21 protein-coding genes are annotated in these 23,034 nt (G+C 68.8%); 8 read left to right on the forward strand and 13 right to left on the reverse strand.

Annotated features, from left to right (window positions below; all coding sequences use genetic code 11):
- Positions 1-15: 15 nt before the first annotated feature.
- Complete coding sequence (locus tag LSI54_RS11540) at positions 16-978, reverse strand: glycine betaine ABC transporter substrate-binding protein (RefSeq protein ID WP_241466156.1); 963 nt, start codon at positions 976-978, stop codon at positions 16-18.
- Between LSI54_RS11540 and LSI54_RS11545 the strand changes: the two genes are divergently transcribed.
- Together LSI54_RS11545 and LSI54_RS11550 are read left to right on the forward strand one after the other, a co-directional pair.
- Positions 977-2,764, forward strand: coding sequence for a hypothetical protein (locus LSI54_RS11545; protein WP_241478429.1), 1,788 nt, complete (start codon positions 977-979; stop codon positions 2,762-2,764). The two genes, LSI54_RS11540 and LSI54_RS11545, sit on opposite strands and share 2 nt — an antisense overlap.
- Before the next feature lie 75 nt (positions 2,765-2,839).
- Positions 2,840-3,298 carry a GyrI-like domain-containing protein gene (locus tag LSI54_RS11550; protein WP_241478430.1) on the forward strand — a complete coding sequence of 153 codons (459 nt, stop codon included), beginning with the start codon at positions 2,840-2,842 and terminating at the stop codon, positions 3,296-3,298.
- Between the two features lie 10 nt (positions 3,299-3,308).
- Here the strand turns inward: LSI54_RS11550 and LSI54_RS11555 are convergent, their stop codons facing one another.
- The 5 genes from LSI54_RS11555 to LSI54_RS11575 are packed head-to-tail and all read right to left on the reverse strand — an operon-like array spanning position 3,309 to position 9,520.
- The gene (locus LSI54_RS11555) at positions 3,309-4,583 is read right to left on the reverse strand and encodes a phosphotransferase (RefSeq protein ID WP_241466150.1); all 1,275 of its coding nucleotides are present in this window, start codon (positions 4,581-4,583) and stop codon (positions 3,309-3,311) included.
- Positions 4,584-4,594: 11 nt separating this feature from the next.
- On the reverse strand, positions 4,595-5,647 hold the full coding sequence (locus tag LSI54_RS11560; protein ID WP_241478436.1) for a hypothetical protein: 1,053 nt from the start codon (positions 5,645-5,647) through the stop codon (positions 4,595-4,597).
- Positions 5,648-5,694: 47 nt separating this feature from the next.
- Positions 5,695-6,351 (reverse strand): GNAT family N-acetyltransferase, encoded by a 657-nt coding sequence (locus LSI54_RS11565; RefSeq protein WP_241466146.1) that lies wholly within the window; start codon positions 6,349-6,351, stop codon positions 5,695-5,697.
- Positions 6,348-8,060, reverse strand: coding sequence for a DUF885 domain-containing protein (locus LSI54_RS11570; protein ID WP_241478431.1), 1,713 nt, complete (start codon positions 8,058-8,060; stop codon positions 6,348-6,350). Before LSI54_RS11570 ends, LSI54_RS11565 begins: the two co-directional genes overlap by 4 nt.
- A 5-nt stretch (positions 8,061-8,065) precedes the next feature.
- Positions 8,066-9,520 (reverse strand): NAD(P)H-quinone dehydrogenase, encoded by a 1,455-nt coding sequence (locus LSI54_RS11575; RefSeq protein WP_241478435.1) that lies wholly within the window; start codon positions 9,518-9,520, stop codon positions 8,066-8,068.
- Positions 9,521-9,806: 286 nt separating this feature from the next.
- Between LSI54_RS11575 and LSI54_RS11580 the strand changes: the two genes are divergently transcribed.
- The 5 genes from LSI54_RS11580 to LSI54_RS11600 all read left to right on the forward strand — a co-directional run bounded on the left by LSI54_RS11580 (position 9,807) and on the right by LSI54_RS11600 (position 14,866).
- Positions 9,807-10,634: a purine-nucleoside phosphorylase gene (locus tag LSI54_RS11580; protein ID WP_446740431.1), complete on the forward strand. Its 828-nt coding sequence runs from the start codon at positions 9,807-9,809 to the stop codon at positions 10,632-10,634.
- A gap of 118 nt (positions 10,635-10,752) precedes the next feature.
- Entirely contained in the window at positions 10,753-12,591 is a 1,839-nt protein-coding gene (locus LSI54_RS11585; RefSeq protein WP_241478432.1) for a phospho-sugar mutase, read from the forward strand.
- A gap of 56 nt (positions 12,592-12,647) precedes the next feature.
- Positions 12,648-13,352: a deoxyribose-phosphate aldolase gene (gene deoC, locus LSI54_RS11590; RefSeq protein ID WP_241466141.1), complete on the forward strand. Its 705-nt coding sequence runs from the start codon at positions 12,648-12,650 to the stop codon at positions 13,350-13,352.
- A gap of 42 nt (positions 13,353-13,394) precedes the next feature.
- Positions 13,395-13,715, forward strand: a complete 321-nt coding sequence (locus LSI54_RS11595; protein WP_241466139.1) for a hypothetical protein — start codon at positions 13,395-13,397, stop codon at positions 13,713-13,715.
- A 23-nt stretch (positions 13,716-13,738) separates the two neighbouring features.
- On the forward strand, positions 13,739-14,866 hold the full coding sequence (locus LSI54_RS11600; protein WP_241466138.1) for an acyltransferase family protein: 1,128 nt from the start codon (positions 13,739-13,741) through the stop codon (positions 14,864-14,866).
- Here LSI54_RS11600 and mfd read toward each other — a convergent pair.
- Together mfd and LSI54_RS11610 are read right to left on the reverse strand one after the other, a co-directional pair.
- Positions 14,833-18,462 carry a transcription-repair coupling factor gene (mfd, locus tag LSI54_RS11605; RefSeq protein WP_241478433.1) on the reverse strand — a complete coding sequence of 1,210 codons (3,630 nt, stop codon included), beginning with the start codon at positions 18,460-18,462 and terminating at the stop codon, positions 14,833-14,835. The two genes, LSI54_RS11600 and mfd, sit on opposite strands and share 34 nt — an antisense overlap.
- Before the next feature lie 115 nt (positions 18,463-18,577).
- Complete coding sequence (locus LSI54_RS11610; protein WP_255728162.1) at positions 18,578-19,723, reverse strand: calcium/sodium antiporter; 1,146 nt, start codon at positions 19,721-19,723, stop codon at positions 18,578-18,580.
- A gap of 89 nt (positions 19,724-19,812) precedes the next feature.
- Between LSI54_RS11610 and LSI54_RS11615 the strand changes: the two genes are divergently transcribed.
- Positions 19,813-20,316, forward strand: coding sequence for a DUF2505 domain-containing protein (locus LSI54_RS11615; RefSeq protein ID WP_241471090.1), 504 nt, complete (start codon positions 19,813-19,815; stop codon positions 20,314-20,316).
- Between the two features lie 55 nt (positions 20,317-20,371).
- Here LSI54_RS11615 and LSI54_RS11620 read toward each other — a convergent pair whose 3' ends face one another.
- The 5 genes from LSI54_RS11620 to LSI54_RS11640 all read right to left on the reverse strand — a co-directional run.
- The gene (locus LSI54_RS11620) at positions 20,372-20,590 is read right to left on the reverse strand and encodes a hypothetical protein (protein WP_241466130.1); all 219 of its coding nucleotides are present in this window, start codon (positions 20,588-20,590) and stop codon (positions 20,372-20,374) included.
- A 40-nt stretch (positions 20,591-20,630) separates the two neighbouring features.
- Complete coding sequence (locus tag LSI54_RS11625; protein WP_241476611.1) at positions 20,631-21,050, reverse strand: Hsp20/alpha crystallin family protein; 420 nt, start codon at positions 21,048-21,050, stop codon at positions 20,631-20,633.
- Positions 21,051-21,163: 113 nt separating this feature from the next.
- Complete coding sequence (locus LSI54_RS11630) at positions 21,164-21,835, reverse strand: BON domain-containing protein (RefSeq protein WP_241471088.1); 672 nt, start codon at positions 21,833-21,835, stop codon at positions 21,164-21,166.
- Between the two features lie 123 nt (positions 21,836-21,958).
- Positions 21,959-22,606 carry a response regulator gene (locus tag LSI54_RS11635; RefSeq protein ID WP_241471087.1) on the reverse strand — a complete coding sequence of 216 codons (648 nt, stop codon included), beginning with the start codon at positions 22,604-22,606 and terminating at the stop codon, positions 21,959-21,961.
- The coding region (locus LSI54_RS11640) for an ATP-binding protein (RefSeq protein WP_342357823.1) at positions 22,603-23,034 on the reverse strand (432 nt) is incomplete at its 5' end. The genes LSI54_RS11640 and LSI54_RS11635, both read right to left, overlap by 4 nt.

Raw genomic sequence — 23,034 nt, forward strand, 5'->3', positions numbered from 1 at the left:
CAGCTACGAGCCTCGTCAGCCCCAGTCCTCGGGCTCCGCGACGAAGCCCTCCTGGACCAACCAGTACTCCGCGGCCTCCTGCGGGGTCAGCCCCTGATCCCCGTCGATGAGTCGGCGCAGCGTGACCAGGGCGTCCTCGTTCAACGCCTGAGCCAGCTCCACCGCCACCCCGGGGACCTCCTCGGCGATCTCCGCGGAGACCACCGGAACGTACTGCTCCTGCGGGAAGGCGCGCTCAGCATCGGTGAGCGCGATGAGCCCCTGCTCCTGGATGTCGGGGTGCGAGGTCGTGACGATCGCGGCGTCGAGCTCGGCGGTGATCACCGCGTTGAGCAGTTCGTTCTCCCCCGCGACGACGATCTCGGCGGGATCGCAGTCATAGACCTCGGCCAGAAGAGGCTCCGGGGCGGGCAGGTCCGGACGCACCCCGATGCGCAGCTCGTCACAGGCATCGGCGAAGGCGGGATCATCCACCTCCCCCTCGGTGGCGATGTCATTGAGCTCGGCGGTGATCGAGGTGATCACCAGGGAGCTGCCGAGCACCGCAGCGATCGGGTCCAGCAGCTGGGCCTGATCATCGAGGCTGTCTTCGATCACGCCGAGCAGCTCGGCCGAGCTCGGCTGCTCCAGCTCGGCGAACGCCTCGGGATCGAGCTGCCGGGCTAAGGTCAGGGATCGCCCGAGGACCAGATCGGTCTCACCTTCGGCGACCACATCAGCGGGGCGGCGATCGGAGGTCTCCACCACGGCGGGAGTGTCCCGGGAGTTCAGCGCCAGAGCGTAGACATTGGCGATGGTCTGATCCAGCGGGTGATCCCCGACTGCGATGGTCCAGGCCCCCTCGGCGGCGCGGCCGGTGGGCTCCTCCGTGGGGGGCGGCGACGAACAGCTCGTCAGAGCCATGACCCCAGCGGCGGTGATCGCGGTGAACCCCGTGACGCGGCGGACACGCCGAGGCGCCGGAGGGGAAGAAGTCATGAGCGCCATTCTACGACGGCACTCGATCGGCGTTACTCTGGTGCAGATGACGAGTCCGCTGATTCCGCGTCTGACGGCACTCCTCGAGGCCGCCGGTGGGACGACTGTGCCCGCCGACGACGCCGCGGGCTGGCTCGACCTTGCATACGAGGGTGCCTACGGTGAGCGGTTCCGCACGGCCGCTGAGGCCGCTGAGGCCGGACTGCGCTCTCCCGGCGGCGAGGATCCCGAGAACCGGCTGATGCTGCTGCGCATCCTGGCCGGGGTCCATGAGATGCGCGGGGACTCCGCCGCTTCAGCTCCCTTCATCGCCCAGCGGCTGAGCCTGCTGCGCGAGCTGGGCCGCTTCCGGCAGGCCCGGGTCGAAGACGACCTCGGCGCGATGTTGCTGCGCGAACCTGACCGGGTGGAGGGTGAGATCCTGTCCCGGGTCGCCGAAGATCTGCGCGCGGAGGACCAGGCGTCCGGGAATGTCACCGTGGAGCTCGCTGATGTGCTCTCCTCCCTGGCCGTGCGCAGGCTCCAGGACGAAGGACCCGAACCCACCCTGCCGCTGGTGCAGGAGGCCTGTGCGATCCTCACCGCTCTCGACCGGCCCGAGGCGCTGGCCGGCGCCAGAATGTTCCTGGCGCACACCCTGCTGCTCTCCGGTGAGATCGCCGAGGCGCTCACCACAGCTGGGCTGGTCCTCGCCGCGCCGGCGAATCGTGCAGTGCACGGCGCCATGGCGATGCTGCAGGCCACGATCCACCATCACGAAGACCGCAATCTCGAAGCCATCGAGTCAGCGCTGCGCTCCGTGGAGCTCTACGCCGCGGCCAGGGTGCGCAAGGGCGCCGCCTCAGCTGCCGCGCTGCTGGCTGGGCTCACCGGAGAAGAAGACGACGGCGAGGCTTCGGTCCTGGCCTGGCGGGTCGCGGTGCAGCAGGCCGAGCTCGGAGAGTTCCGTGAATCGCGACTGCTGAGCCTGGCGCTGGGCCAGCAGCTCCTGGAACTGGACGACTATCCCGAGGCGGAGAAGGTGCTCGATGCCCTCTCCGTGCGGCTGGGCGGCTCCGCGGAGGACCGGTCCACCCGGGCCCGGGCGCTGATGGGGCTCGGCCACGCGGTGACCCATCTGAAGCGGCCGCTGGAGGCGATGTCGCATTGGAACGAGGCCGCAGCGCTCTTCAGCGAGGTCCAGGAGACCGATGAGGCAGCGCGCGCCCATCTTGCCGCGGGGGCGCTGGCCGCCTCCCTGGACCGCCTCGAGGTGGCCCGCGGCCACTACGAACGTGGACTCGAGCTGGTCGAGCACAGCGAGGACCTGGACCCGCTGGTGCTGCTGCAGGCGCTCCACTCTCTGGGGCACCTGCTCACCCGCGCCGAGGACCAGACTGGAATCGATCATCTGGATCGCGCGCTGGCTCTGGCGAGAGAACACGGGACCACCTGGCAGCGCGCGGACATCACCGATTCACTGGCACGCGGATGGACGGCGCTGGGTGAAGGAACCAAGGCGGTGGCCGCCGGCTTGGAAGCCGCTGACCTGTTCGCCGAGGCCGGAGACGAGGATGCGGCCGGGGACGCAGAGGTCTTCGCGGCCAAGGTGCTGCTGGAGATGGGGCGGGCCGATGAGGCCGAGACGATCTTCCGGATGTCCACCGACGAGCGCGAGGCCAGCCCTGCGCTGATGGCCGATGCCCTGGAGGGTCAGATCGAGGCGCTGATGCGGCAGGGCAAGGCCGAGGCCGCGGCGGACCTGCGCCGCAAGCTCACCCGGTTGAAGCGCAGGATGCGCAGCTGATCTGCTCGGCCGTCGGATCCTCGGCAGGGACTTTCGGCTCTACCCGTGGCGCGTCTCCCCGACGAGCATCACCCTATGACAGACATCAGACTCACCCAGCTCTCCGAGAAGCACACCGCCGGCATCAGGGAGCGGGTGCCGATGACGGGACTGACCGACTTCTTCTCTCGGGCGTTTGAAGAGACGATGCGAGTGCTGCAAGCCCAGGGCGTCAGCCCCACGGGTGCCCCGTTCGGCAGATATCACGGTCGCCCGGGAGACACGGTGGATGTCGAGGCAGGATTTCCCGTCGACTCGCCCATCACACCGGACGGACCCGTCGCTCCGGGCAGTCTCCCCGGTGGCCGTGTGGTCGAAGCGATCCACATCGGGTCATACGACACGTTGGAGCGCACGTACTCCGAGCTGGAACGCTACTTCGTCGACGCCGACGTCACGCCCGGCGACGTGATGTGGGAGAGCTACCTCACGGATCCAGGGGCCGAGCCTGATCCTGAGAAGTGGCACACCCAGATCTGCTGGCCGACGGCGTGATCGTTCAGTTCTAGAGCCTCGGCCACTCCGGCAGCGCCGGGCCCGCGGGGCGCAGACCGACCACGGCCTCCGCACAGCTGAGCCGATGCTCGGCCTGCGCCTGCCACTGCCGCCGACGGGTGTCGCGCGCACCGGCCACCAGGGACAGCGCCACGGAGGCGGTGCGCACCCGCAGCCCCTGCGCATCGACGGTGGCGGCGAATCCGGAAGCGAAGCGCTCGAACGCGGCAGGGACGTGGACATAGCGCGGGTCCACGGCGGGCAGCACCGCAAGGTGGCCCAGGAAACAGGCGAGATCATCCACCCGGTGACCCGGCCCCAGAGAATCCACGTCCAACAGCGCCGAGACCTCTCCGCCGCGCATCAGCAGATTGGCCTCATAGAAGTCACCGTGGGTGGGCACCACCGGGCCACGATCGGTCAGCGGGAGCGCAGCGCTGATGTGTTCCACCAGTGCGCGGATCCGGTCCTCCGCCTCGGGCAGAGCCGAGGAGGCCGCCGAGGCGTATGCCGAGAGCCGATCGGTCCAGGCCTCTCGTGCCGGAAGCGTCATGACCTCCGCGGGCAGCTTCTCGAGCAGATCGATGAACTGCTCCGGCGCGGCGGCGGCGGCGCCGTCGGCGAGGAAATACTCTGCCAGGGACTCCCCCGAGCCTTCCTGCAGGGCGACGACGTCGAGCACCGGCTCACGCACCGGCACGGCGGCGGGGATCCCGGCGTCGAGCAGCAGCTGGTGCCGGGTGTGCAGATGATGGGCGCGACGCTCACGCAGGACCTTCAGGAACAGCCGGGTGCCGTCGTCGAACTCCGCGGCGATCACGGCCCGACGCAGCGGCCGATAGCTGATGGTCTCCAAGCTGACCAGGTCCCGGCCTGCCCCCCAGACATTGCGGACCGAGTCTGGGTCGGTCGCGATGCGCAGCCCTGGCAGCGAGGGGTCCAGCGGGTGCTGCCAGATCGAGAGCCGGCCATAGGGGCTGTGTGACTGGACGACACCGTCAGCGTCGGCGGGCACCGGCTCGGTGGTCATGCCCACATAGAGCTCGTCCACGTGGTCAGAGGTCTCGGTATAGGCCCCCGCAGGTCCGCCGCGCGGCATCACGGGGCGTCCGGTCGCCACCCGGTAGACCCCGGTCACCCCCGCTCCCGGGCGGTGCTGCAACGATTCCAGGTGCACGCTGGTGGCGTAGACGCCGGTGTGCTGAATCGCCTCCGCGATCGGCGGGTGCGCGTCGAAGGACTCCATGAATGCCAGCTGCCTGGCCTCCAGCTCTGCTGGGGTCATGCCTCGCGACATCAGGCGCGCCGGCGCTTGAGTACTTCGTCGAGGTTCATCGAATCATGCTTCGGGGCCTTGATCTGGTCCACCGGGGGGTTCTGCTCTGTGGAGCTCTGCTGGGCCGCCGGGGTCTGCTCAGCGGGGGCCGACGTGTCCAGGAAGCGGCGCTGGGTGAGCTTGACGTCGCTGCGCGGCACGGGGGTCTGCACCGCGAGCGCCTCCGGCTCGATCCGCTCGGCCTTGTCCAGGTCCAGGTATTTCGGTCGCGGCACGGGACGCGGCTGCCAGGGGCCGACCGGCTCAGCGGCATCGCCCAGGACCGGGCCCGCGGTCTGCACCTCAGCCCCGAAGGTGCGTTCCAGTCCCACGGGAAGTCCGTCCTCGTCGATCTGCTGCAAGGAGTTCGGGCCCCCGGCGCCACGGTCGTCGGCGCTCAGCGCGTCGAAGAGCCCGGCGTCGGCCGGATTCACCCAGGGGCTGGACTGCAGCGGATTCATCGCTTCTTCGATGGCGGACTGCACGCGCGCTCGACGCCGGCTGCGTCGGCGCAGCACCGCCATGGTCCTCATGGCCACCAGTGCGAGCAGGAACACGCCAGCGGCGCTGAGCGGCAGCGCTGCGGGCACCGCGGTGAGCGGCGCGAGGATCCCGGTAATGACGGCGGTGAGCAGAGCGAGCACTCCGAGCAGCGCCACCAGGGTGCGACCCCAGTGCAGCTGGAACCCGGAGGCCGAGCGTGAAGACTCGGTGGTGGAAGACTCGGTGGTGGAAGACGCGGTGGCTGAGGACTCAGTGGTGGAAGACATTGTCGCCCCTCGGTGGGTGTCGGGGTGGGCGGTGGTGCTGGTCATCGGCTCGGTGGAGGCCGGCAGCGTCCGCAGGGAGGTTTCCCGAGTGATCGTCGGGCCGTCCTGAACCGTGGGCGCGGCCTCGGTGAAGCTGCTGGCCTGGCGCCGTCCGCGCAGGACCAGGGCGCCCAGGAAGAGCACGGCGATCAGGGCGATGAGCGCGGAGGAGGGGATGGGCAGGCCCTGCACAGCGGAGAGGAAACCGCTCTCGGTGTGTTCCATGCCCAGCATCTCTGGCCCCCTTGCCCTTCATGAAGTACAGGGTGAGCCTATCCGACACCGGATTGTGATCCGCGGCAACGCGCCACAAGACCGTCGCCGATCTCTTCCCGGGTCAGCGCGAAGCACCTGTGGTCGCGCCAGGCCCCGTGGATGTGCAGGAACCGCAGGCGCATTCCTTCCTCCCGGAATCCCAGCTTCTCCACCACCCGCAGACTCGCTGCGTTCTCCGGACGAACGGCGATCTCCACCCGGTGCAGTCCGCGTTCGAAGAAGAGGTGGTCGACCGCGAGCGCCACGGCCATCGGGGTGATCCCCCGCCCGGCATGTCCCTCGTCGAGCCAGTAGCCCAGGGAGGTGGTCTGCGCGGAGCCGGCGATGATCGGGCCCACCGTCAGCTGACCGACCAGCCGGGGCGCTCCGCCGTCGGCGGTGAACCAGATCAGCCAGGGCAGGTGCGTGCCGGTCCGGGCGCTGCGGGTCAGGTGGCGAGCCATCTGCCGGAAGCTGGCGGCGGAATCGCGGGGATCGGGATTCTCGGGGGTGGTGGCGTCCCAGGGCTGCAGCCACTCGCTGTTGAGCACGCGCAGCGCCATGAAGCGATGCTCGTCCTCGGGCCGCAGGGGGCGCAGCTCCACCCGCCCGGCGGAGGTCTGCACCGCAGGGCTCACCGGCCAGTCACGGTTCCGGCCGGGGCGCAGTCTCATGGCCGCATCGCGAATCGCATCGTGTCCAGCCCGATCATGCCGAGTCCCAGCAGCTCGGTGTGGAAGGCACGCAGGTCGAATGGCTCCTCGGCTGCCCGGGCGACCGCCTCACGCTCGGCGCGGATCTGCTCGAAGACACGCTGTCCGACCTTGTACGACGGCGCCTGACCGGGCCAGCCGAGATAGCGGGTGAACTCGAAGTCCAGCTGCGCCGGCGAGATCGGAAGGTGGGCGCGCAGAAACTCCTTGCCCTGCTCAGGGGTCCAGGGCTTCCCGCCCCATTCTGCTGGGGCGTCGAAGCCGCAGTGAACCCCGATGTCGAAGACCACGCGGGCCGCGCGCATCCGCTGCATGTCATACATCCCCATCAGGTCTCCGGGGTCTGCGAGGAATCCCAGTTCGGCCATGAGCTGCTCTGCGTAGAGCGCCCACCCCTCGGCGAAGCCGGAGACGAAGCTGCCGTGGCGCCGCCACGAGTTCAGCCGGTCCTTCACCAGGGTGGCGGTGGCGATCTGCAGATGATGCCCCGGGACCCCCTCGTGGTAGACGGTGGTGGTCTCCGCCCAGGTGGTGAAGCGCTCGTCCGCTTCAGGCACCGACCACCACATCCGGCCCGGCCGGGAGAAGTCGTCACTGGGTCCGGTGTAATAGACCCCGCCGTCCTGGGTCGGCGCGATCATGCATTCCAGGGCGTCCATGGGAGACGGAATGTCGAAGTGCACGTCCTTCAGGGCCGCCATCGCCTCGTCCGAGAGCCGCTGCATCCATTCCTGCAGCGCAGCCGTCCCGGAGAGCTGCCGGGTGGGATCCGCGTCAAGGATCGCCTTGGCGTCCTCCACGGAGGCGCCGGGGCTGATCTGCTGGGCGACCTCCTCCTGAGCGGCGACGAGCCGGGCGAGCTCCTCCAGGCCCCACCGGTAGGTCTCCTGGAGGTCCAGCGCGGTGCCGGTGAAGTACCGGCTGGCCAGCCGGTACGTCTCGATCCCCACCGCGTCGGCCGCCGGAGCCTGGGGCAGCAGCTCCTCCTCGAGGCGCCGCGCCAGCAGCCGGTAGGCCTGCTGCGCGGCGGCGGTGCCGGCGGCCAGGGCGTCCTGCGTGGTCGCGCTGACCTGGGCCTGCTGGCCGCTGTGCAGGTAGCCGGCGAGCGCGCCGTCGTCGCGGGCGTAGCTGCGGCACTGCTGCGCCACCGCCTGGACCTGGCGTACGGCGGGGACCTGGCCTCGCTCGGCGGAGGCTTGGAGCGAGGCCCAGTAGCCTTCGAGCGCGGCAGGCAGGTTGTGCAGCCGCCCGGCGATGTGGAGGAAGTCCTGCTCGGTCTGCGCGGGCATCAGCTCCAGGACCATCCGCACTCCCTGCGGTGCCGATGCCAGGTTGTTCAGCTCGGTCCGCCCGGAATCGTGCAGCGCGACGTCAAGCCCGATCCGCTCGGCCATCGCATGCAGGGTCACCTCGTCGATGCGGTCCGCTGGCGTCAGCCCGGCCAGCCGGGTCAGCGTCTCGCGCTGCAGCTGCGCGACTTCTTCGCGTCCGGCCGGGGAGTAGTCGGCGTACTCGGTCTCCACGCCGGGGCGGCCCAGCACCGTGGCCTCCTCCGGGTCCAGGGCGAGCAGCCGCTCGAAGTAGTCCTCGGCGAAGGCATCCACCGCGGTCGGGGTGCGCGGCGTCGCGTTTCCCGGCTTCACCGGTTCGGGGGGCGTGGGGCTGCTCATGCGGGTCAGTCCTCCGGGTCGGTGACGTGAAGGTGGAGTCGGCGGGCGGCTTCGGAGATCGAGCCGGTCAGCGAGGGGTAGACGGTGAAGGTGGTGGCGACGTCGTCGACGTGCAGCTTGTGCGTCACGGCCAGCGCGAGCGGGAAGATCAGCTCGGAGGCGCGCGGGGCGACGACGACGGCACCGATCACGGTGCCGGAGCCCTTGCGCGAGAAGATCTTCACGAAGCCTTCACGGATGTTCATCATCTTGGCCCGGGCGTTGGTGGCCAGGTCGAGCTTGATCACGTCGGCCTGGTACTTTCCGGAGTCGACCTGTTCCTGGGTGACCCCGACCGTGGCGATCTCCGGGGAGGTGAACACGTTTGAGGCGACCTGGTGGAGCTTCAGCGGCTTCACGCTCTCGCCCTGCATATGGGCCACGGCCACACGGCCCTGCATCGCCGCGACGGAGGCCAGCGGCATCACCCCGGTGCAGTCCCCTGCGGCGTAGATGTTGTTGGCCGTGGTGCGCGAGACGGTGTCCACCTGGACGTGGCCGGATTCGGAGATCTCGACCCCGGCCTCCTCGAGCCCGAGGTCGGCGGTGTTCGGGATCCCGCCCACCGCCATCAGGCAGTGCGAGCCGTGCAGCACCTCACCGTTGGTGAGCCGGACATCGACCCCGTCCTCGGTGCGCTCCACGGACTCGGCGCGGGTCCGTGACGCGACGTGGACTCCGACGCGTTTGAAGGAGTTCTCCAGCACCGTGGCGGCGTCGGCGTCCTCCCCGGGCAGGACCTGGTCGCGGGAGGAGACCAGCGTGACCTCGGCGCCGAGCCGACGGTAGGCCGAGGCGAACTCGGCGCCGGTGACGCCGGAGCCGACGACGATCATGTGTTCCGGGACCTCGGTGAGGTTGTAGGCCTGGGTCCAGTTGAGGATCCGTTCGCCGTCCGGCTTTGCGGAGCCGAGTTCGCGCGGGTGAGCTCCGGTCGCCACGATGATCGCGTCGGCGACGACCACGTCACCGACATGTTCCCCAGAGGTGACCTCGATGCTGTGCGGCGGCACGAGCTTGCCGCGCCCGATGATCACCCTCACCCCATAGGACTCCAGAGTGGCGTGGATGTCGCGGGACTGGCTGTGCGCGAGCTTGAGCAGGCGCTCGTTGACCTTGGAGAAGTCGGCCCAGGCCTCTGCCTCTTTGGCCTCGTCGCCGGCCGCACCCTCGGTGCCGCTGGCATGTTCACCGAAGCGCACGCCGAAGGCGGTGGAGATGTTGACCCGGCGCATCGCGTCGGCGGTGGCGATCAGCGTCTTGGACGGAACCACGTCGGTGAGCACCGCGGAGCCGCCGAGGCCCTTCTCCTCGATGATGGTGACCTCCGCGCCGGCGTCGGCGGCGACCATAGCGGCTTCATAGCCTCCCGGGCCTCCGCCGAGGATGGCGATGCGGTCAGGGGCGAAGCGTCGTTGCATATTAGTTGGAGTCACCGCCCCATTCTGCCCAGTTGAGACAGCAATGTCATACGCCACACAGGGATGTGACATCGCAAGCTCGAAGACTCGACCTGACCGGTCCGTCAGCTCGCGGCGATTCGAGAGCCGCTGCGGCGCGTCGGTGGAGCCAGATCCGTCGCGTCAGCCTGCCGCTGTGTCTCACCCAGACTGTAGATTGACCCATGTGAGCCACGACAGAGTCCAGACCCAGCACAGTGCCCCCACCAGCGCCCCGCTCGGCGACCCACTCGGCGCGCCTGCGGAGCTGACCTCCACCAATGACCCGACCGCCCCGGCGAACCTGCGCGCCGAAGAGGCCGCGCGAGAGCTGCTGCACCAGGCCGGCGTCGACTCGATCGACCTGGCCTGCACCCTGGGCTCAGGATGGGGTGAGGCCGCCGCCAGGCTTGGAGAGCTCATCGCGGAGGTCGACGCCGAACAGGTTCCCGGCTTCCATGCCTCGGGCGTCTCCGGCCACAGCGGCACGCTGAAGGTCCTGCGCACCCCCTCGGGCGCGCATGTGCTCGTGATCGGCGCGCGCACCCATTACTACGAGGGCCGCGGAGTCGACGCCGTCGCCCACGGGGTGCGCACCGCCGCCGCTGCGGGTGCGGCGACCATGGTGCTGACCAACGGGTGCGGCGGGCTGAACCCGCAGTGGAAGCCCGGCACCCCGGTGCTGATCTCCGATCACCTCAACCTCACCGGCACCTCCTCCCTGCGCGGCGCGCACTTCGTGGACATGACCGACCTCTATTCCAGCCGGCTGCGTGCAGCGGCTCGGGAAGTCGATCCCGATCTGCCCGAGGGTGTCTACGCGCAGTTCCCCGGCCCGCACTACGAGACTCCCGCCGAGGTCAGGATGGCCGGAACACTGGGCGCCGATCTGGTGGGGATGTCCACCGCGCTGGAGGCGATCGCCGCCCGCGCCGCCGGCATGGAGGTCTTCGGCATCTCCCTGGTCACCAACCAGGCCGCCGGCATCTCCCCGGAGCCGCTGAGCCACAGCGAGGTCCTCGACGCCGGACGCCAGGCCGCCCCGCGGATATCCGCCCTGCTGGCAGAGGTCATCGGGCGCATCCTGGCGCCCTGATCAGCGTGACCTCTGACGAGCCTCACGCGCCGAGCCCGTCGCTCTCCACTTCTGTCCTGCACCGATGACCGACCGACCCAGACCCGATACCCCGACCGAGATGAGGGAGCAGACCGCCATGACCGAGAAGCTGATCTTTGCCGTTCGCCGCTGGATCGACCAGGACCCGGACGCCGGCACCCGGTCCAGGCTGCAGCAGCTGCTGCAGCGCGCCGAGGACTCGGACGCCTCGGCGACCGCAGAGCTTCAACGGCTCTTCGCCGGTCGGCTCGCCTTCGGCACCGCCGGGCTGCGCGCGGAGCTGGGTCCGGGACCGCTGCGGATGAACCGCCTGGTGGTCCGCCAGACGGCGGCGGGGATGCTCAGCTACGCCGAGGAGCAGCTGGCCAAGGCCCAGCAGCAGGCGGACAACCCGCAGGACCTGATGCGCAGCGGGGCGCGCAAGATCGTGATCGGCTACGACGCCCGCCACCAGTCCGACGAGTTCGCCGCCGACACCGCCGAGATCTTCTCCGCCGCCGGCTGGGAGGTCCACCTCTTCACCCGCCCGGGACCCACCCCGCTGCTGGCCCGCCAGGTGCTGGTGCTCGACGCCGAGATCGGTGTGATGGTCACCGCGAGCCACAATCCGCCCCAGGACAACGGGTACAAGGTCTACCTCGGCGGGGAGCTCTCCCGCTTCCTGGAACCCCACGGCCATGGGGTCGGTGCGCAGATCGTGCCACCGGTGGATCAGGACATCGCGGCAAGGATCGCCGAACTGGCGGACACACCCGCACCCGCCGCGGAGGTCGGCGCTGGGGCCGCTGACGGCGCCGGCGCCTCCGCCGGCGACGCTGAGCCGCACCCCGTCACCGATGAGGCCCGCAGCAGCTACGAGCGCGAGGCCCTGGAGCTGCTGGATCCGGAGACCTACCCGCAGCGCGACCTGCACGTGGTCTACACCGCGATGCACGGCGTCGGCGGGGAGATGGTCACCTCGCTGCTGCGTGCCGGCGGGTTCACCGTGACCCCGGTGGCCGAGCAGTTCGAACCGGATCCCGACTTCCCCACGGCCGACTTCCCCAATCCTGAGGAGCCCGGCGCCCTGGACCTCGCACTGAAGGCCGCCGAGGCCGAGCAGGCAGACCTGGTGCTGGCCAATGACCCCGACGCTGATCGGCTCTCCGCGGCGGTCTATGACGTGTCGGCCGGCGCCTGGCGCCAGCTCTCCGGTGATGAGATCGGGGCCCTGCTGGGCCGCCACCTGCTCGAACGCGGACCGCTGCGCCCCCAGGCCGACGGCAGCGCCCCGGTGCTGGCGAACTCGATCGTCTCCTCCCGGCTGCTCGCGCGGCTGTGCGAGGTCCGCGGCGTCGAACATGCCGCGACGCTGACCGGGTTCAAATGGCTGGCCCGGGTCCAGCACATGAGCTTCGGCTACGAGGAGGCCATCGGCTTCAACGTGGACCCCGAACACGTCAAGGACAAGGACGGCGTCTCTGCCGCGCTGATCTTCGCGGAGATGACCGCTTCGCTGAAGGCCCGCGGCACCAGCCTGATCGCCGCCCTGGACGAGATCGCCGCCGAGGCCGGAGTCTTCGTCACCGGCCAGGTCACCATCCGGGTCAACGACCTCTCCGAGCTGGGCAAGGTCACCGCGGCGCTGCGCGCACAGGCTCCAGTGGAGATCGCCGGCTCCCCCGTGGTCGAGTCCCTGGACCTGACCCGGGATCCGCTGCCCGGCACGGAGCTGAGCGAGGCGACCAAGACCGATGCTCTGATCTACCTCACCGAGGCTGGGGACCGGGTGATCGTCCGGCCCTCCGGCACCGAGCCGAAGGTCAAGTGCTACCTCGAAGCCGTGGCGGACACCCCCGGAATCAACGCCGACCCCGAGGCCATCGGCGCGGCCCGCGCCCAGGCGGCCAAGCGCCTGGAACAGCTGCGCACCTCGATGGAGTCCCTGCTGGGCTGACCAGCCCGCCGTCCAGCCCCACCTGCCCCTCCCACTGACCCTCCAGGAGCACGCCCATGTCACATACCCCCACCCCCGCCGAGATGGCACCGCTGATCGATCACACCGCCCTGAAGCCTGACACCGATGAGGCCACCATCCGGCGGATCGTCACCGAGGCGCGCACCCATTCCTTCGCCGCGGTCTGCATCAACCCGCGCTGGGTGCCGCTGGTCGCCGCGGAGCTCACCGGCACCGAGGTCAAGACCTGCACCGTGGTCGGCTTCCCGCTGGGAGCCTCGACCACCGCGTCGAAGCTGGCGGAGACCGTGGAGGCGGTTCAGCTCGGCGCCCAGGAGGTGGACATGGTGGTGGACATCGCCGCCGCGAATGCCGGTGACCACAGCTACGTCGAGGCGCAGATCCGTGCGCTGGCCGACGCCGCCCACGCAGGCGGCGCGATCCTCAAGGTGATCCTGGAGACGGTGCTGCTCGGCGAGTCAGCGAAGGAGCTGGTATGCCGGGCCGCGGAAGCGGCCGGGGCTGACTTCGTGAAGACCTCCACCGGGTTCGCCGGCGGCGGAGCCACCCTCGCCGACATCACCCTGATGCACTCCCTGGTCGGTGGCCGGCTGGGCATCAAGGCCTCCGGCGGAGTGCGCAGCTATGACGACGCCGTCGCGATGGTGTCCGCCGGCGCCACACGCATCGGAGCGAGCTCCTCTCTTGATATCGTGGAGCCTAGAGATTCCAGCACATCGGGTGCTGCCGGGAGCTACTGAGATGGGCGTCCAGCAGACCGCACCGCATCCTAAGGGGAGCACATGATCAGCAACGGTAAGGTCAAGGCCTATTCGGGCCAGGGCAATTTTGTAGGGAACTTCGTCGCGTTCCTCTTCGTCTTCTTCATGCTCGTCGGCTCGATCGTCGCATTGTACTTCTGGGATCTGGATCAGGTCTGGCTGCCCGGGATGATCTTCATCGTCCTGTACTGCGGCTCGTTCCTCGTCGCCAAGGAGGTCATCGGCCGCTCGGACTCCCTGGAGCAGCAGGACCTCCACGGTGAGCACGGTGAGCCGCTCGACGCCATGGCCTCCCGCGCCAGCTCTTCGCGAGAGTCGGCGGCGGAGCCACACGTCCGCTGACCTCGCTTCGACCTTCAGCTGACATGACCGCTCCGGCGCCGCGACCTGTGCGCGCCCGGAATCTCGGCATCGACCTGCTGCGGGTCATCTCGGTGGCCGCCGTGGTCCTCGGCCACGCCTGGGCCGGGATGCCGGGGGCGGAGTACCTGCAGATCTGGCGGATGCCGCTGTTCTTCTTCCTGGCCGGGTTCTTCTTCTCCACCTCGCGGACCGTGCGTGAGGAGTTCCTCGCCCGCAGCCGCAGCCTGGCCCTGCCCTATCTGGTCTGGTTCGTGCTGCTCAGCGTCGCGGTGCTGGCGATGGTCCCCACCCCGTGGCCGTTCGACCCGATGACCGTTCCCCAGGCGCTCTTCGGCGGCGCCATGACGAACATGCCCTTCCTGGTCTTCTGGTTCATCTCCGTGCTCTTCTTCGCCGCGCTGCTGCTGCGCGCGGTGCTCAGCCAGCCCTGGTGGGTCGGCGTCGCGGTGGCGGTCGGCGGCCTCGCGGTGGCGCAGATCCCAGGATCTGTCATGGGCTATACCCCCTTGGGGATCGGTCTGGCACCGGCCTGCATGGCGTTCATGCTGGCCGGGCACTGGTTCGGCCGCTTCATGCGCTCCCCGCGCGGACTGAGCCTGCCGGCCAGGCCGTGGCTCGGGCTGCTCTGCTTGAGTGTCGGCTTCGGCGCCGTGGCCGCTGGCGTCCGGACGATGAACATCAAGTACTCAGGCTTCGGGACGTTCCTGCTCTCGCCGGCCGTCTCGGTGCTGATCAGCATCGGCCTGGTGCTGGTCTTCTCCAGCGCCGTCAACGCGCTGCTCGGCGGGCCGCGCCCGCAACGGACCAGCACGAGCTCTGCGGACGGTGACGATTCGACCGTGCTGACCCAGCCGCGGCGCGGGCGGATCCTCGGCGTCGTCATCTCGGAACTGGTGCAGACCGCGACCTTCGTGGTCTTCGCCCACGCGATCATCCTGTACCTGTTGCTGCGCCTCTTCGCGCTGGAGAACCCGCCGCTGCGCACCCTGGCGGCCCTGCTTCTGTGCTGGGGCCTGGGCATGCTCGTGAACCGCAGCCCGCTGTCGCTGCCGCTGAACGGGCTGCCCCGTTCCGCGCTGCGCCGACCGGCGGCGGATCAGACCGGCGGGAAGATCGCCTCGAACACCTGATTGAGCCAGGCCAGCAGCTCTGAATCGGTGAGCTCCACCCCGGTGACGCCGCGGGTCTTCGGCTTCGGGATCAGCACCTGCTTCATGGTGACCTTGTGCTGGCTGCCCGGGTACATCCGTTCCAGGCGCATCGCCTTGGACTCCGCCAGCTCGGTCACCGGGCCGAACCTGATGAACTGACCCTGGGTGCCGACGTCGTGGATCCCCGCTGCCCGGGCGCGGTTGCGGAACCGGGCCACCTCCACGATGTTGGTCACCGGGTCGGGCAGGTCCCCGTAGCGGTCCTGCCATTCGGTGATGACCTCGGCGATCTTCTCCTGGGTGTCCGCGGCGGCGAGCTTGCGGTAGCCCTCCAGGCGCAGCCGCTCCCCCGGGACGTAGTCATGCGGGAGGTGGGCGTTGATCGGCAGCTCGATCTTGACCTCGGTGAAGGTCTCCTCGGTGTCCCCGCGGTAATCGGCCACAGCCTCGCCGACCAGGCGCAGGTACAGGTCGAAGCCGACCCCTGCGATGTGCCCGGACTGCTCCCCGCCGAGCATGTTGCCGGCGCCGCGGATCTCCAGATCCTTCATGGCCAGCTGCAGGCCGGCGCCGAGCTCGTTGTTCGCCGCCACCGCGCGCAGCCGCTCCAGGGCGACCTCGCCCAGCGGCTTCTCGGCCGGGTAGAGGAAGTAGGCGTAGGCGCGCTCCCGGGAACGTCCCACGCGTCCGCGCAGCTGGTGCAGCTGGGAGAGCCCGTAGGTCGAGGCCCGATCCACGATCAGGGTGTTGGCGTTGGAGATGTCCAGCCCGGTCTCGATGATCGTGGTGGAGACCAGCACGTCGAAGCGCTTCTCCCAGAAGTCCTGGATGATCTGCTCGAGCCGGGTCTCGCTCATCTGCCCGTGGGCGACCTCCACCCGCGCCTCGGGGACCAGCTCCCGGATCCGGGCGGCGGTCGCGTCGATCGAGGAGACCCGGTTGTGCACGAAGAACACCTGTCCCTCGCGCATCAGCTCGCGGCGGATCGCGGCGGAGACCTGCTTATCGGTGTAGGGGCCCACGTAGGTGAGCACCGGGTGCCGCTCCTCCGGCGGTGTGGCCAGCGTGGAGGTCTCCCGGATCCCGGCCATGGACATCTCCAGGGTGCGCGGGATAGGGGTGGCGGACATGGCGAGCACGTCCACATTGGTGCGCATCTTCTTGAGCTGTTCCTTGTGCTCGACGCCGAAGCGCTGCTCCTCATCGATGATCACCAGGCCCAGGTCGTGGAAGTCGACCTCCTTGGACAGCAGCCGGTGGGTCCCGATGACGATGTCCACACTGCCCTCGCGCAGACCGGCCATCGTCTCCTTGGACTCCTTGGCGGTCTGGAACCGTGAGAGCGGCGCCACCCGCACCGGGAACCCGGCGTAGCGCTCGGTGAAGGTCTCATAGTGCTGGGAGACCAGCAGCGTGGTGGGCACCAGCACGGCGACCTGCTTGCCGTCCTGCACGGCCTTGAAGGCGGCGCGGATGGCGATCTCGGTCTTGCCGTAGCCGACGTCTCCGGAGATCAGTCGGTCCATCGGAATCTCGCGCTGCATGTCCGCCTTGACCTCATCGGTGGCGGTGAGCTGGTCCGGGGTCTCGGCGTAGGGGAAGGCGTCCTCGAGCTCCCCCTGCCAGGGAGTGTCGGGGCCGAAGGAGAACCCGCGCGAAGCCATGCGTGCCGCATAGAGCCTGATCAGCTCCCCGGCGATCTCCTTGACCGCCTTCTTGGCCTTGCGCTTGGTCTGGGACCAGTCACTGCCGCCCATCTTCGACAGCGACGGCGCCTCGCCGCCCACGTACTGGGAGACCTGATCCAGCTGGTCGGTGGGGACCATCAGCCGGTCCTTCGCGCCGCCGCGCTTGGAGGCGGCGTACTCCAGGACCAGGTACTCCCGGATGCCCGCGGTGCCGGCCTTGATGGCCTGCGGGGAGCCGACCTTGCGCTGGATCAGCTCCACGAACTGGCCGATGCCGTGCTGCTCGTGGACCACATAGTCCCCCGGCTTCAGCGCCAGCGGGTCCACCACATGGCGACGACGCCGGGCCGGCACCTTCCGTGCGGAGCCGGAGTCCTGCCGGATGGCGCGGCCGAGCATCTCGGACTCGGTCAGCAGCGCCAGCTGCAGCGGGTCCACTGCGAAGCCCTCAGAGACGTTGGCGGTGGAGATCGTGATCTTGCCCGGGGCAGGGGTCTCCTCGAGGGTGTCCACCCGGACGCAGGGAACGTCGTGTTCGGTGAGCAGCTCATGGACCCGCTGGGCGGAGCCGGAGGCGGCGGTGGTGACCACCACGGACCAGTTCGCCTTGGCGCGCTCGGCGAGGAAGGTCATCACGTCTTCGACGCTGCCGCGGTAGCCGATCGGCTCACGGGAGGCGATCGAGACGATGTCGGCGTCCTGCTCCAGCTCCTCATCGAGGCCCAGGGAGGTCATCGACCACCAGCCGGCGCCGTGGGCGATGGAGGCTTCGCGGGTCTCGGCGAGGCTGGCGAAGCCGCCTGCGGACAGGCCCTGCTGTTCGCTGCCGATCTGCGCTCCGCTGATGTCCAGCGGTGCGGCCGCGCCGTCTGGGGCGGCGGACCAGGCGGCGGCGAGGAACTCCTCGTTGGTGGCGGCCAGGTCGTGGGCGCGCCCACGGGTCTTCTCCGGCTCGATCACCACGGTGAGCGAGCCGGCGGGCAGCTGGTCCACGAAGGGCACCATCTCGGGCACCAGGACCGGGGCCAGGGACTCCATGCCCTCGGCGGCGATGCCCTCGGCGAGCTTGGTGAGCAGATCCGCCGCGTGCGGCATCTGAATGATCAGCTCCTTGGCGCGGGCCATCACGGCGTCGGTGATCAGCAGCTCGCGGCAGGGCGCGGCGTCGAGCACCTCCGGGTGTTCGGTGGACTCGGTGTCGAGCGAACGCTGATCGGACACGGCGAACCAGCGCATCTGCTCAACCTCGTCGCCGAAGAACTCGATGCGCACCGGGTGCGGCTCGGTGGGCGGGAAGATGTCGAGGATGCCGCCGCGCACGGCGAACTCGCCGCGCCGGGTGACCATGTCCACCCGGGAATAGGCGGCATCGGCGAGCTGCGCGACGGTCTGGTCGAAGTCGGCGAACTCGCCGACCTTCAGCCGCACCGGTGCGAGATCCCCCAGCCCGGCGACCAGCGGCTGCACCACGGCCCGGACCGGAGCGACGACGACGTCGAGCACGCCTCCGGCCTCGTCCGGGTGGGCGAGTCGGCGCAGCACCCCGAGCCGACGTCCCACAGTGTCCGAGCGTGGAGAGAGCCGCTCATGCGGCAGGGTCTCCCAGGAGGGGAAGTGCGCCACCGCGGCCTCCGGGGCGTATGCGGCGAGCGAGGTGGCCAGCTCGTCGGCCTCGCGGTCGGTGGCGGTCACCGCCAGCAGCGTGCCGGTGGGGCTCGTGCCGCGCAGCTGGGTCGCGATCTCGGCGATCAGCGCAGGTCGAAGTCCGGTGGTCGAGGAGATCTGCAGCTCGTCGGTGCGTTCCCCCGCGGGATGGGCGGCGGCCGAGGCGACGCGCCGATAGGAGGGGTTCGCCGTGAGCGCTGTGCGCAGACCTGACAGAGCCATGGGAGAGTGACGCCTCGTTTCGCATACAGATCGATGCCGGAGATCCGCGGTGGTGTTTCGGCGCGGTGGGAGAATCGTGAGTTTCGGGCCTCACACAGGATACTCGCTGATCCGGCTATGACGCCCCGGCCCGGGCCGCCCGGCGGGTGCGCAGCACCCCGACCTCGTATCCGACCAGAGCCGCGATCCAGAGCGCGGTGATCGGCAGCACGAACCATAGCATCGCCGAGCTGAAGGGCTGCAGCGCTGAATGCCCAGCCGCGTAGAGCACCAGATAGACGACATAGGCGCTGTAGAGCGCCACCAGCACCAGTCCCTCCCAGCGTCCGATTGCTTGGGCGGTGAACGCCAGCGGGAGCAGGACCAGGGCGACCGCGATCATCACCGGCAGGTCGAAGTTGACGGCGGCCGAGGCGACCTCGACGCCGTCCGGGGCGATGATCGCGGTGATCCCGAGGACCGCGCCAATGTTGAAGATGTTGCTGCCCACCAGGTTGCCCACCGCCATGTCCCGCTCGCCGCGCAGGGCGGCGATGATGCTGGTGGCGAGTTCCGGCAGCGAGGTGCCGATGGCCACGATGGTCAGACCGATGATCAGATCACTGACCCCGAGCACCATCGCAATGGTGGTGGACGCGGTGACCAGCATCTGAGCACCGACGACCAGCAGCGCCACCCCGCCGAGCACCAGGAGCACGTCGATCAGCACGGCTCGCAGCTTCGAGGTGCGCAGACCCTTGGTCAGTCGCACCGAGCCGCCGGCGAGAACCGTGTCCACATCGAGCCGTTCCGCCTCCTCACGGGCTTCCCGGCGCGTCTGCCGACGGGCCATCACGAGGGTGACCACCAGGTAGGCCAGCAGCAGACCCAGCAGCACGATGCCGTCGAGGAGGCTGTAGCCGCCGTCAAGCGCCATCAGCAGGGCGAGCACCGAGAGTCCGATCATGATCGGGATGTCGGCCTTGATCAGCTGGATCTTCACGAACAGCGCGCCGAAGATCGCGGTGAGGCCCATGACGAAGAGGATGTTGGCGATGTTGCTGCCCACCACATTGCCCACCGCCAGGCCGGGTGAGCCGCTCAGCGCGGCGCCGGTGCTGACGGCCAGCTCCGGGGCTGAGGTCGCGAAGGACACCACGGTGAGTCCGATGATCAGCGAGGACAGGCCCACCGTGCGACCCAGGGAGGCGGCGCCTCGGACCAGGGCCTCGCCGCCGCCGACGAGCAGGACGAAACCGCCGAGGAGCAGGAGAAGAGTCATGATGGTCACTGGGACAACTTTACAATGGGTAGGTTCCGTGACCGCCGTCGCAGAATGCCTTCACCAAGACGTCAACGAGGAGACCATCAGTGGCACTTGAAACAGAGCTCATGATTCCGCACAGCGCGCAGGACATCATCGAGGCCTACGCGGACCGAGAATTCAATGAGCACCTGTCCAAGAAGGTCGGCGCGAAGCTGCTGAGCTTCGAGGTCCTCGGCCCGCTGGACGGTCCCTTCGAGATCGTCACCGAGCAGTCCATGCCCGCGGACAAGCTCCCGGAGATCGCCAAGAAGGTCATCAAGGGTGAGGTCACCGTGCACGTCACCCATTCCTGGGGCGCACCCGACGGGGCCGGGTCACGCCGCGCGGACACCGCGGTGAAGATCGCCTCGGCTCCGGTCTCGGCGCAGTCCGCGCAGAACCTGCACGTGCGCGGGGCCACCGAGACGCTCTCCACGGTCCGGGGCGACGTCAACGTCAACATTCCGATCATCGGCAAGAAGATCAAGGCGGCCGCCGAGCCCTATATGCGCAAGTTCGTGGATCTGCAGGCCCGCGAGGTCAGCGCCTGGATCTCCAGCCGCGGATGACACCCGTGCGCACCATTCGGCGAGGGCCGGGTGGCCCTGGGGGACGATCCGGAGCTCACGCGGCCTTCTTCGTGTGACTCTCACCCACGGGCCCGGGCACCGCACCGTCCGAGCGGGCAAACCTCGACGAGGCCCCAGGACGAGCTCCAGGTGCCCGAGCCCTGGGTGTCCGCGTGACGAAGTAGATCATCACGATGAAGACCGGAACGAAGACGAGCGAGAGCAGCGTGAAGAAGGACCAGATGAGGTTCCAGAAATAGAGCCAGTCGAACATCACGCCCCCTTAGTCTTTGCAGACTCCGGTCTTGCCGGAGTCAGTTGTTCGAGTGTCCGTTGTCGATCGGTATCCACTTGAGCGTGGTCGATTCCTCCAGCGGAACGGACACCGTCAGAACCCCGTGGTCGAAGACCGCCCTGATCTGCCGGTCCTTCGCCTGCTCCGGTAGATCGACGCTGCGCCGAAAGCTGCTGGTGCTCTCGCGGAGCAGGTACCGCTTGCCCTTGTCCTCCTCGCGTTCGCGCCGCTCCGCCTGGATCACGAGCGTTCGATCGTCGACGCTGACGGTGATGTCGGTGTCCGCGAAATTCGACAGATGCGCCTCCACGACCAGTTCCTTCTCATCCCTGGTGTAGACGTCGGTGCTCGGCGTTCCGCGCATCCCTTCGTCGAACAAGTTGTGGCGAAGACTCACCAACCCTGCCAGCGAATCGAAGCGAGAAACATGATCTGTCATGGTCCCTTCCTCTCGTGGGACGGGTGATTCAGGTCGGGTGGACTTCGAAGCAACGTCGAGCTGGGCCCAGCGCATCACGGGACCGGAAGTGTGCTTCGATCAGTGCGTGCGCCTCAGTAGGGGCGCACGTCGAGGCGATTGTCGAGCGTGGTGACGTCAGGTGAGGACCAGGCAGCCTCACCTGCCTGGGTCTTCTCCATCAGCGACTTCACGTATCCGGTGAGGACCGCAGTGTTGCCCACGACTGAGACGCTGATGCGGCCGGCGTCGACCTGGGGATCGCGGAACAGGGCACTCCTGATCCGTTCGGCGGCTTCCTCGGAGACGGGGCGGGGGATCAGCGTGACCTCGTTGCGCACCGTGTGCACTCCCCGGATGTTCTCCACCGCCCGCTCGGCCGCTTCCCGCTGAAAGTGCCAGTCGACCTGCCCGGTGAGCGTCACGCACCCGCCCTCGACCCGCGACCGCACCGTCCCTGGGATGTTCGCGGACCAGGTCAGGACACGTTCCGCGACGCGGCCGATGTCCGTGTCGGTGACCCATCTCGCCGAGCGAGGAAGCACGGTCAGCCGATTCAGAACCCCAGCGATGCCGTGCACGCGTCGCATGGCACGCGAGGCGGCGAGGTATTCGAAATAGTCCCCCACTTCACCCGACAAGGTGACGACTCCGGCTTCGACCTCGACCTCGACCTCTGAGGCGTCGATCTCCGGCGTCCACTCGAGTTCGGCGAGAACCAGAGAGTGGATCTTGTTGTCTGATCGGGTTCTTGTCGCGATGATCACAGGTGGATTCCCTTCTCCCCGCCCGCAGTCCTGCGAGCTGGGTCCAGCCTCTCGCATCAGGGTCGGGCCCATGTAGGGCCATAGGTCCTACCAGAGGCGTCGGGTGGGCGCCAGACAGGTGCGTCAGCTGTGGATATCACTGTCTTGGGTGGCGGCGCCGTAGGCGGCTACCTGAGTCCTGCGCTCCATGCCGAGCTTGGCCAGCAGCCCGGAGACGTAGTTCTTCACGGTCTTCTCCGCGAGACCCAGCCGCTGCCCGATCTGCCGGTTCGTCAGTCCCTCAGTGATCAGCTTCAGCACCTGCTGCTCGCGCAGGGTGAGGCTCACGCGCGGCCGCCGGGCGTGGAGCGCCTGGGCAGAGAGGTCTCTGTGCACTCGCTCCGCCAGATTCTCGGGGATCAGACTCTCACCCCGGGCGATCCGCAGGATTGCCTCGACCAGACGTCCCCCGCGGATGCTCTTGAGCACATGTCCCGAGGCGCCGGCGATGACTGCGGCGACGCGGGCGCTCTCGTCATCATCGGCGGTCAGGATCAGGCAGCGGATCGCCGGGTGCGCAGAACGGATGCTGCGACACAGATCGATCCCGGTCCCGTCGGGCAGGTGCAGATCCAGCACGACCACATCAGGATGCGTGACCTGAACCCGGTCGAGCGTCCCGCGCACCGTCGCCGACTCCCCCACGACCTCCAGCTCTGGTTCGACGTCGACGAGCCGCGCAATGCCGCGTCGGACGATCTCATGATCATCGACGAGGAAGACCCTGATCATGGGACGTCCTGACCATGGACCGGGACGTGCCAGCGCGCCCGCACCCCGCCGTTCTCCCCCGGGGTCAGCCCAAAGGCACCACCCCGAGCACGCGCCCTGGCCCGCAGGTTCGCCGTGCCGCTCGCGGTCTTGTCACCGGCAGCCAGGCCGACCCCGTCGTCACCGACCGTGACCGTGACTCCGGCGGAGTCTGCCTGGACCTCGATCGAGACCGCAGTCGCCTGGGCATGGCGGGTCACGTTGGTGACCGTCTCACGCAGGACCGCGACGACATCATCTGCGAGCTCACCCTTGATGAACCCATCGATCTGACCCGTGAAGGTCACCTTCGGAGCCATGCCAAGCCCGGCCGAGAGCTCGGTGACGACATCGAGCAGCCGATGACGCATGGTCCTGGTGGTCTTACGGGTGCGCAGAGTGAATATCGC

Origin of the sequence: Nesterenkonia sp. AY15 (assembly GCF_022565855.1) — a bacterium.
Taxonomy (GTDB): Bacteria; Actinomycetota; Actinomycetes; order Actinomycetales; family Micrococcaceae; genus Nesterenkonia.

What these genes read in the sequence shown, in the direction of transcription:
- LSI54_RS11545 (WP_241478429.1), top strand. Translation starts at nt 977, where the DNA reads ATGAGCGCCATTCTACGACGGCACTCGATCGGCGTTACTCTGGTGCAG.
- LSI54_RS11540 (WP_241466156.1), bottom strand. Translation starts at nt 978, where the DNA reads ATGACTTCTTCCCCTCCGGCGCCTCGGCGTGTCCGCCGCGTCACGGGG.
- LSI54_RS11550 (WP_241478430.1), top strand. Translation starts at nt 2,840, where the DNA reads ATGACAGACATCAGACTCACCCAGCTCTCCGAGAAGCACACCGCCGGC.
- LSI54_RS11555 (WP_241466150.1), bottom strand. Translation starts at nt 4,583, where the DNA reads ATGACCCCAGCAGAGCTGGAGGCCAGGCAGCTGGCATTCATGGAGTCC.
- LSI54_RS11560 (WP_241478436.1), bottom strand. Translation starts at nt 5,647, where the DNA reads ATGGAACACACCGAGAGCGGTTTCCTCTCCGCTGTGCAGGGCCTGCCC.
- LSI54_RS11565 (WP_241466146.1), bottom strand. Translation starts at nt 6,351, where the DNA reads ATGAGACTGCGCCCCGGCCGGAACCGTGACTGGCCGGTGAGCCCTGCG.
- LSI54_RS11570 (WP_241478431.1), bottom strand. Translation starts at nt 8,060, where the DNA reads ATGAGCAGCCCCACGCCCCCCGAACCGGTGAAGCCGGGAAACGCGACG.
- LSI54_RS11575 (WP_241478435.1), bottom strand. Translation starts at nt 9,520, where the DNA reads ATGCAACGACGCTTCGCCCCTGACCGCATCGCCATCCTCGGCGGAGGC.
- LSI54_RS11585 (WP_241478432.1), top strand. Translation starts at nt 10,753, where the DNA reads ATGACCGAGAAGCTGATCTTTGCCGTTCGCCGCTGGATCGACCAGGAC.
- deoC (WP_241466141.1), top strand. Translation starts at nt 12,648, where the DNA reads ATGTCACATACCCCCACCCCCGCCGAGATGGCACCGCTGATCGATCAC.
- LSI54_RS11595 (WP_241466139.1), top strand. Translation starts at nt 13,395, where the DNA reads ATGATCAGCAACGGTAAGGTCAAGGCCTATTCGGGCCAGGGCAATTTT.
- LSI54_RS11600 (WP_241466138.1), top strand. Translation starts at nt 13,739, where the DNA reads ATGACCGCTCCGGCGCCGCGACCTGTGCGCGCCCGGAATCTCGGCATC.
- mfd (WP_241478433.1), bottom strand. Translation starts at nt 18,462, where the DNA reads ATGGCTCTGTCAGGTCTGCGCACAGCGCTCACGGCGAACCCCTCCTAT.
- LSI54_RS11610 (WP_255728162.1), bottom strand. Translation starts at nt 19,723, where the DNA reads ATGACTCTTCTCCTGCTCCTCGGCGGTTTCGTCCTGCTCGTCGGCGGC.
- LSI54_RS11620 (WP_241466130.1), bottom strand. Translation starts at nt 20,590, where the DNA reads ATGTTCGACTGGCTCTATTTCTGGAACCTCATCTGGTCCTTCTTCACG.
- LSI54_RS11625 (WP_241476611.1), bottom strand. Translation starts at nt 21,050, where the DNA reads ATGACAGATCATGTTTCTCGCTTCGATTCGCTGGCAGGGTTGGTGAGT.
- LSI54_RS11635 (WP_241471087.1), bottom strand. Translation starts at nt 22,606, where the DNA reads ATGATCAGGGTCTTCCTCGTCGATGATCATGAGATCGTCCGACGCGGC.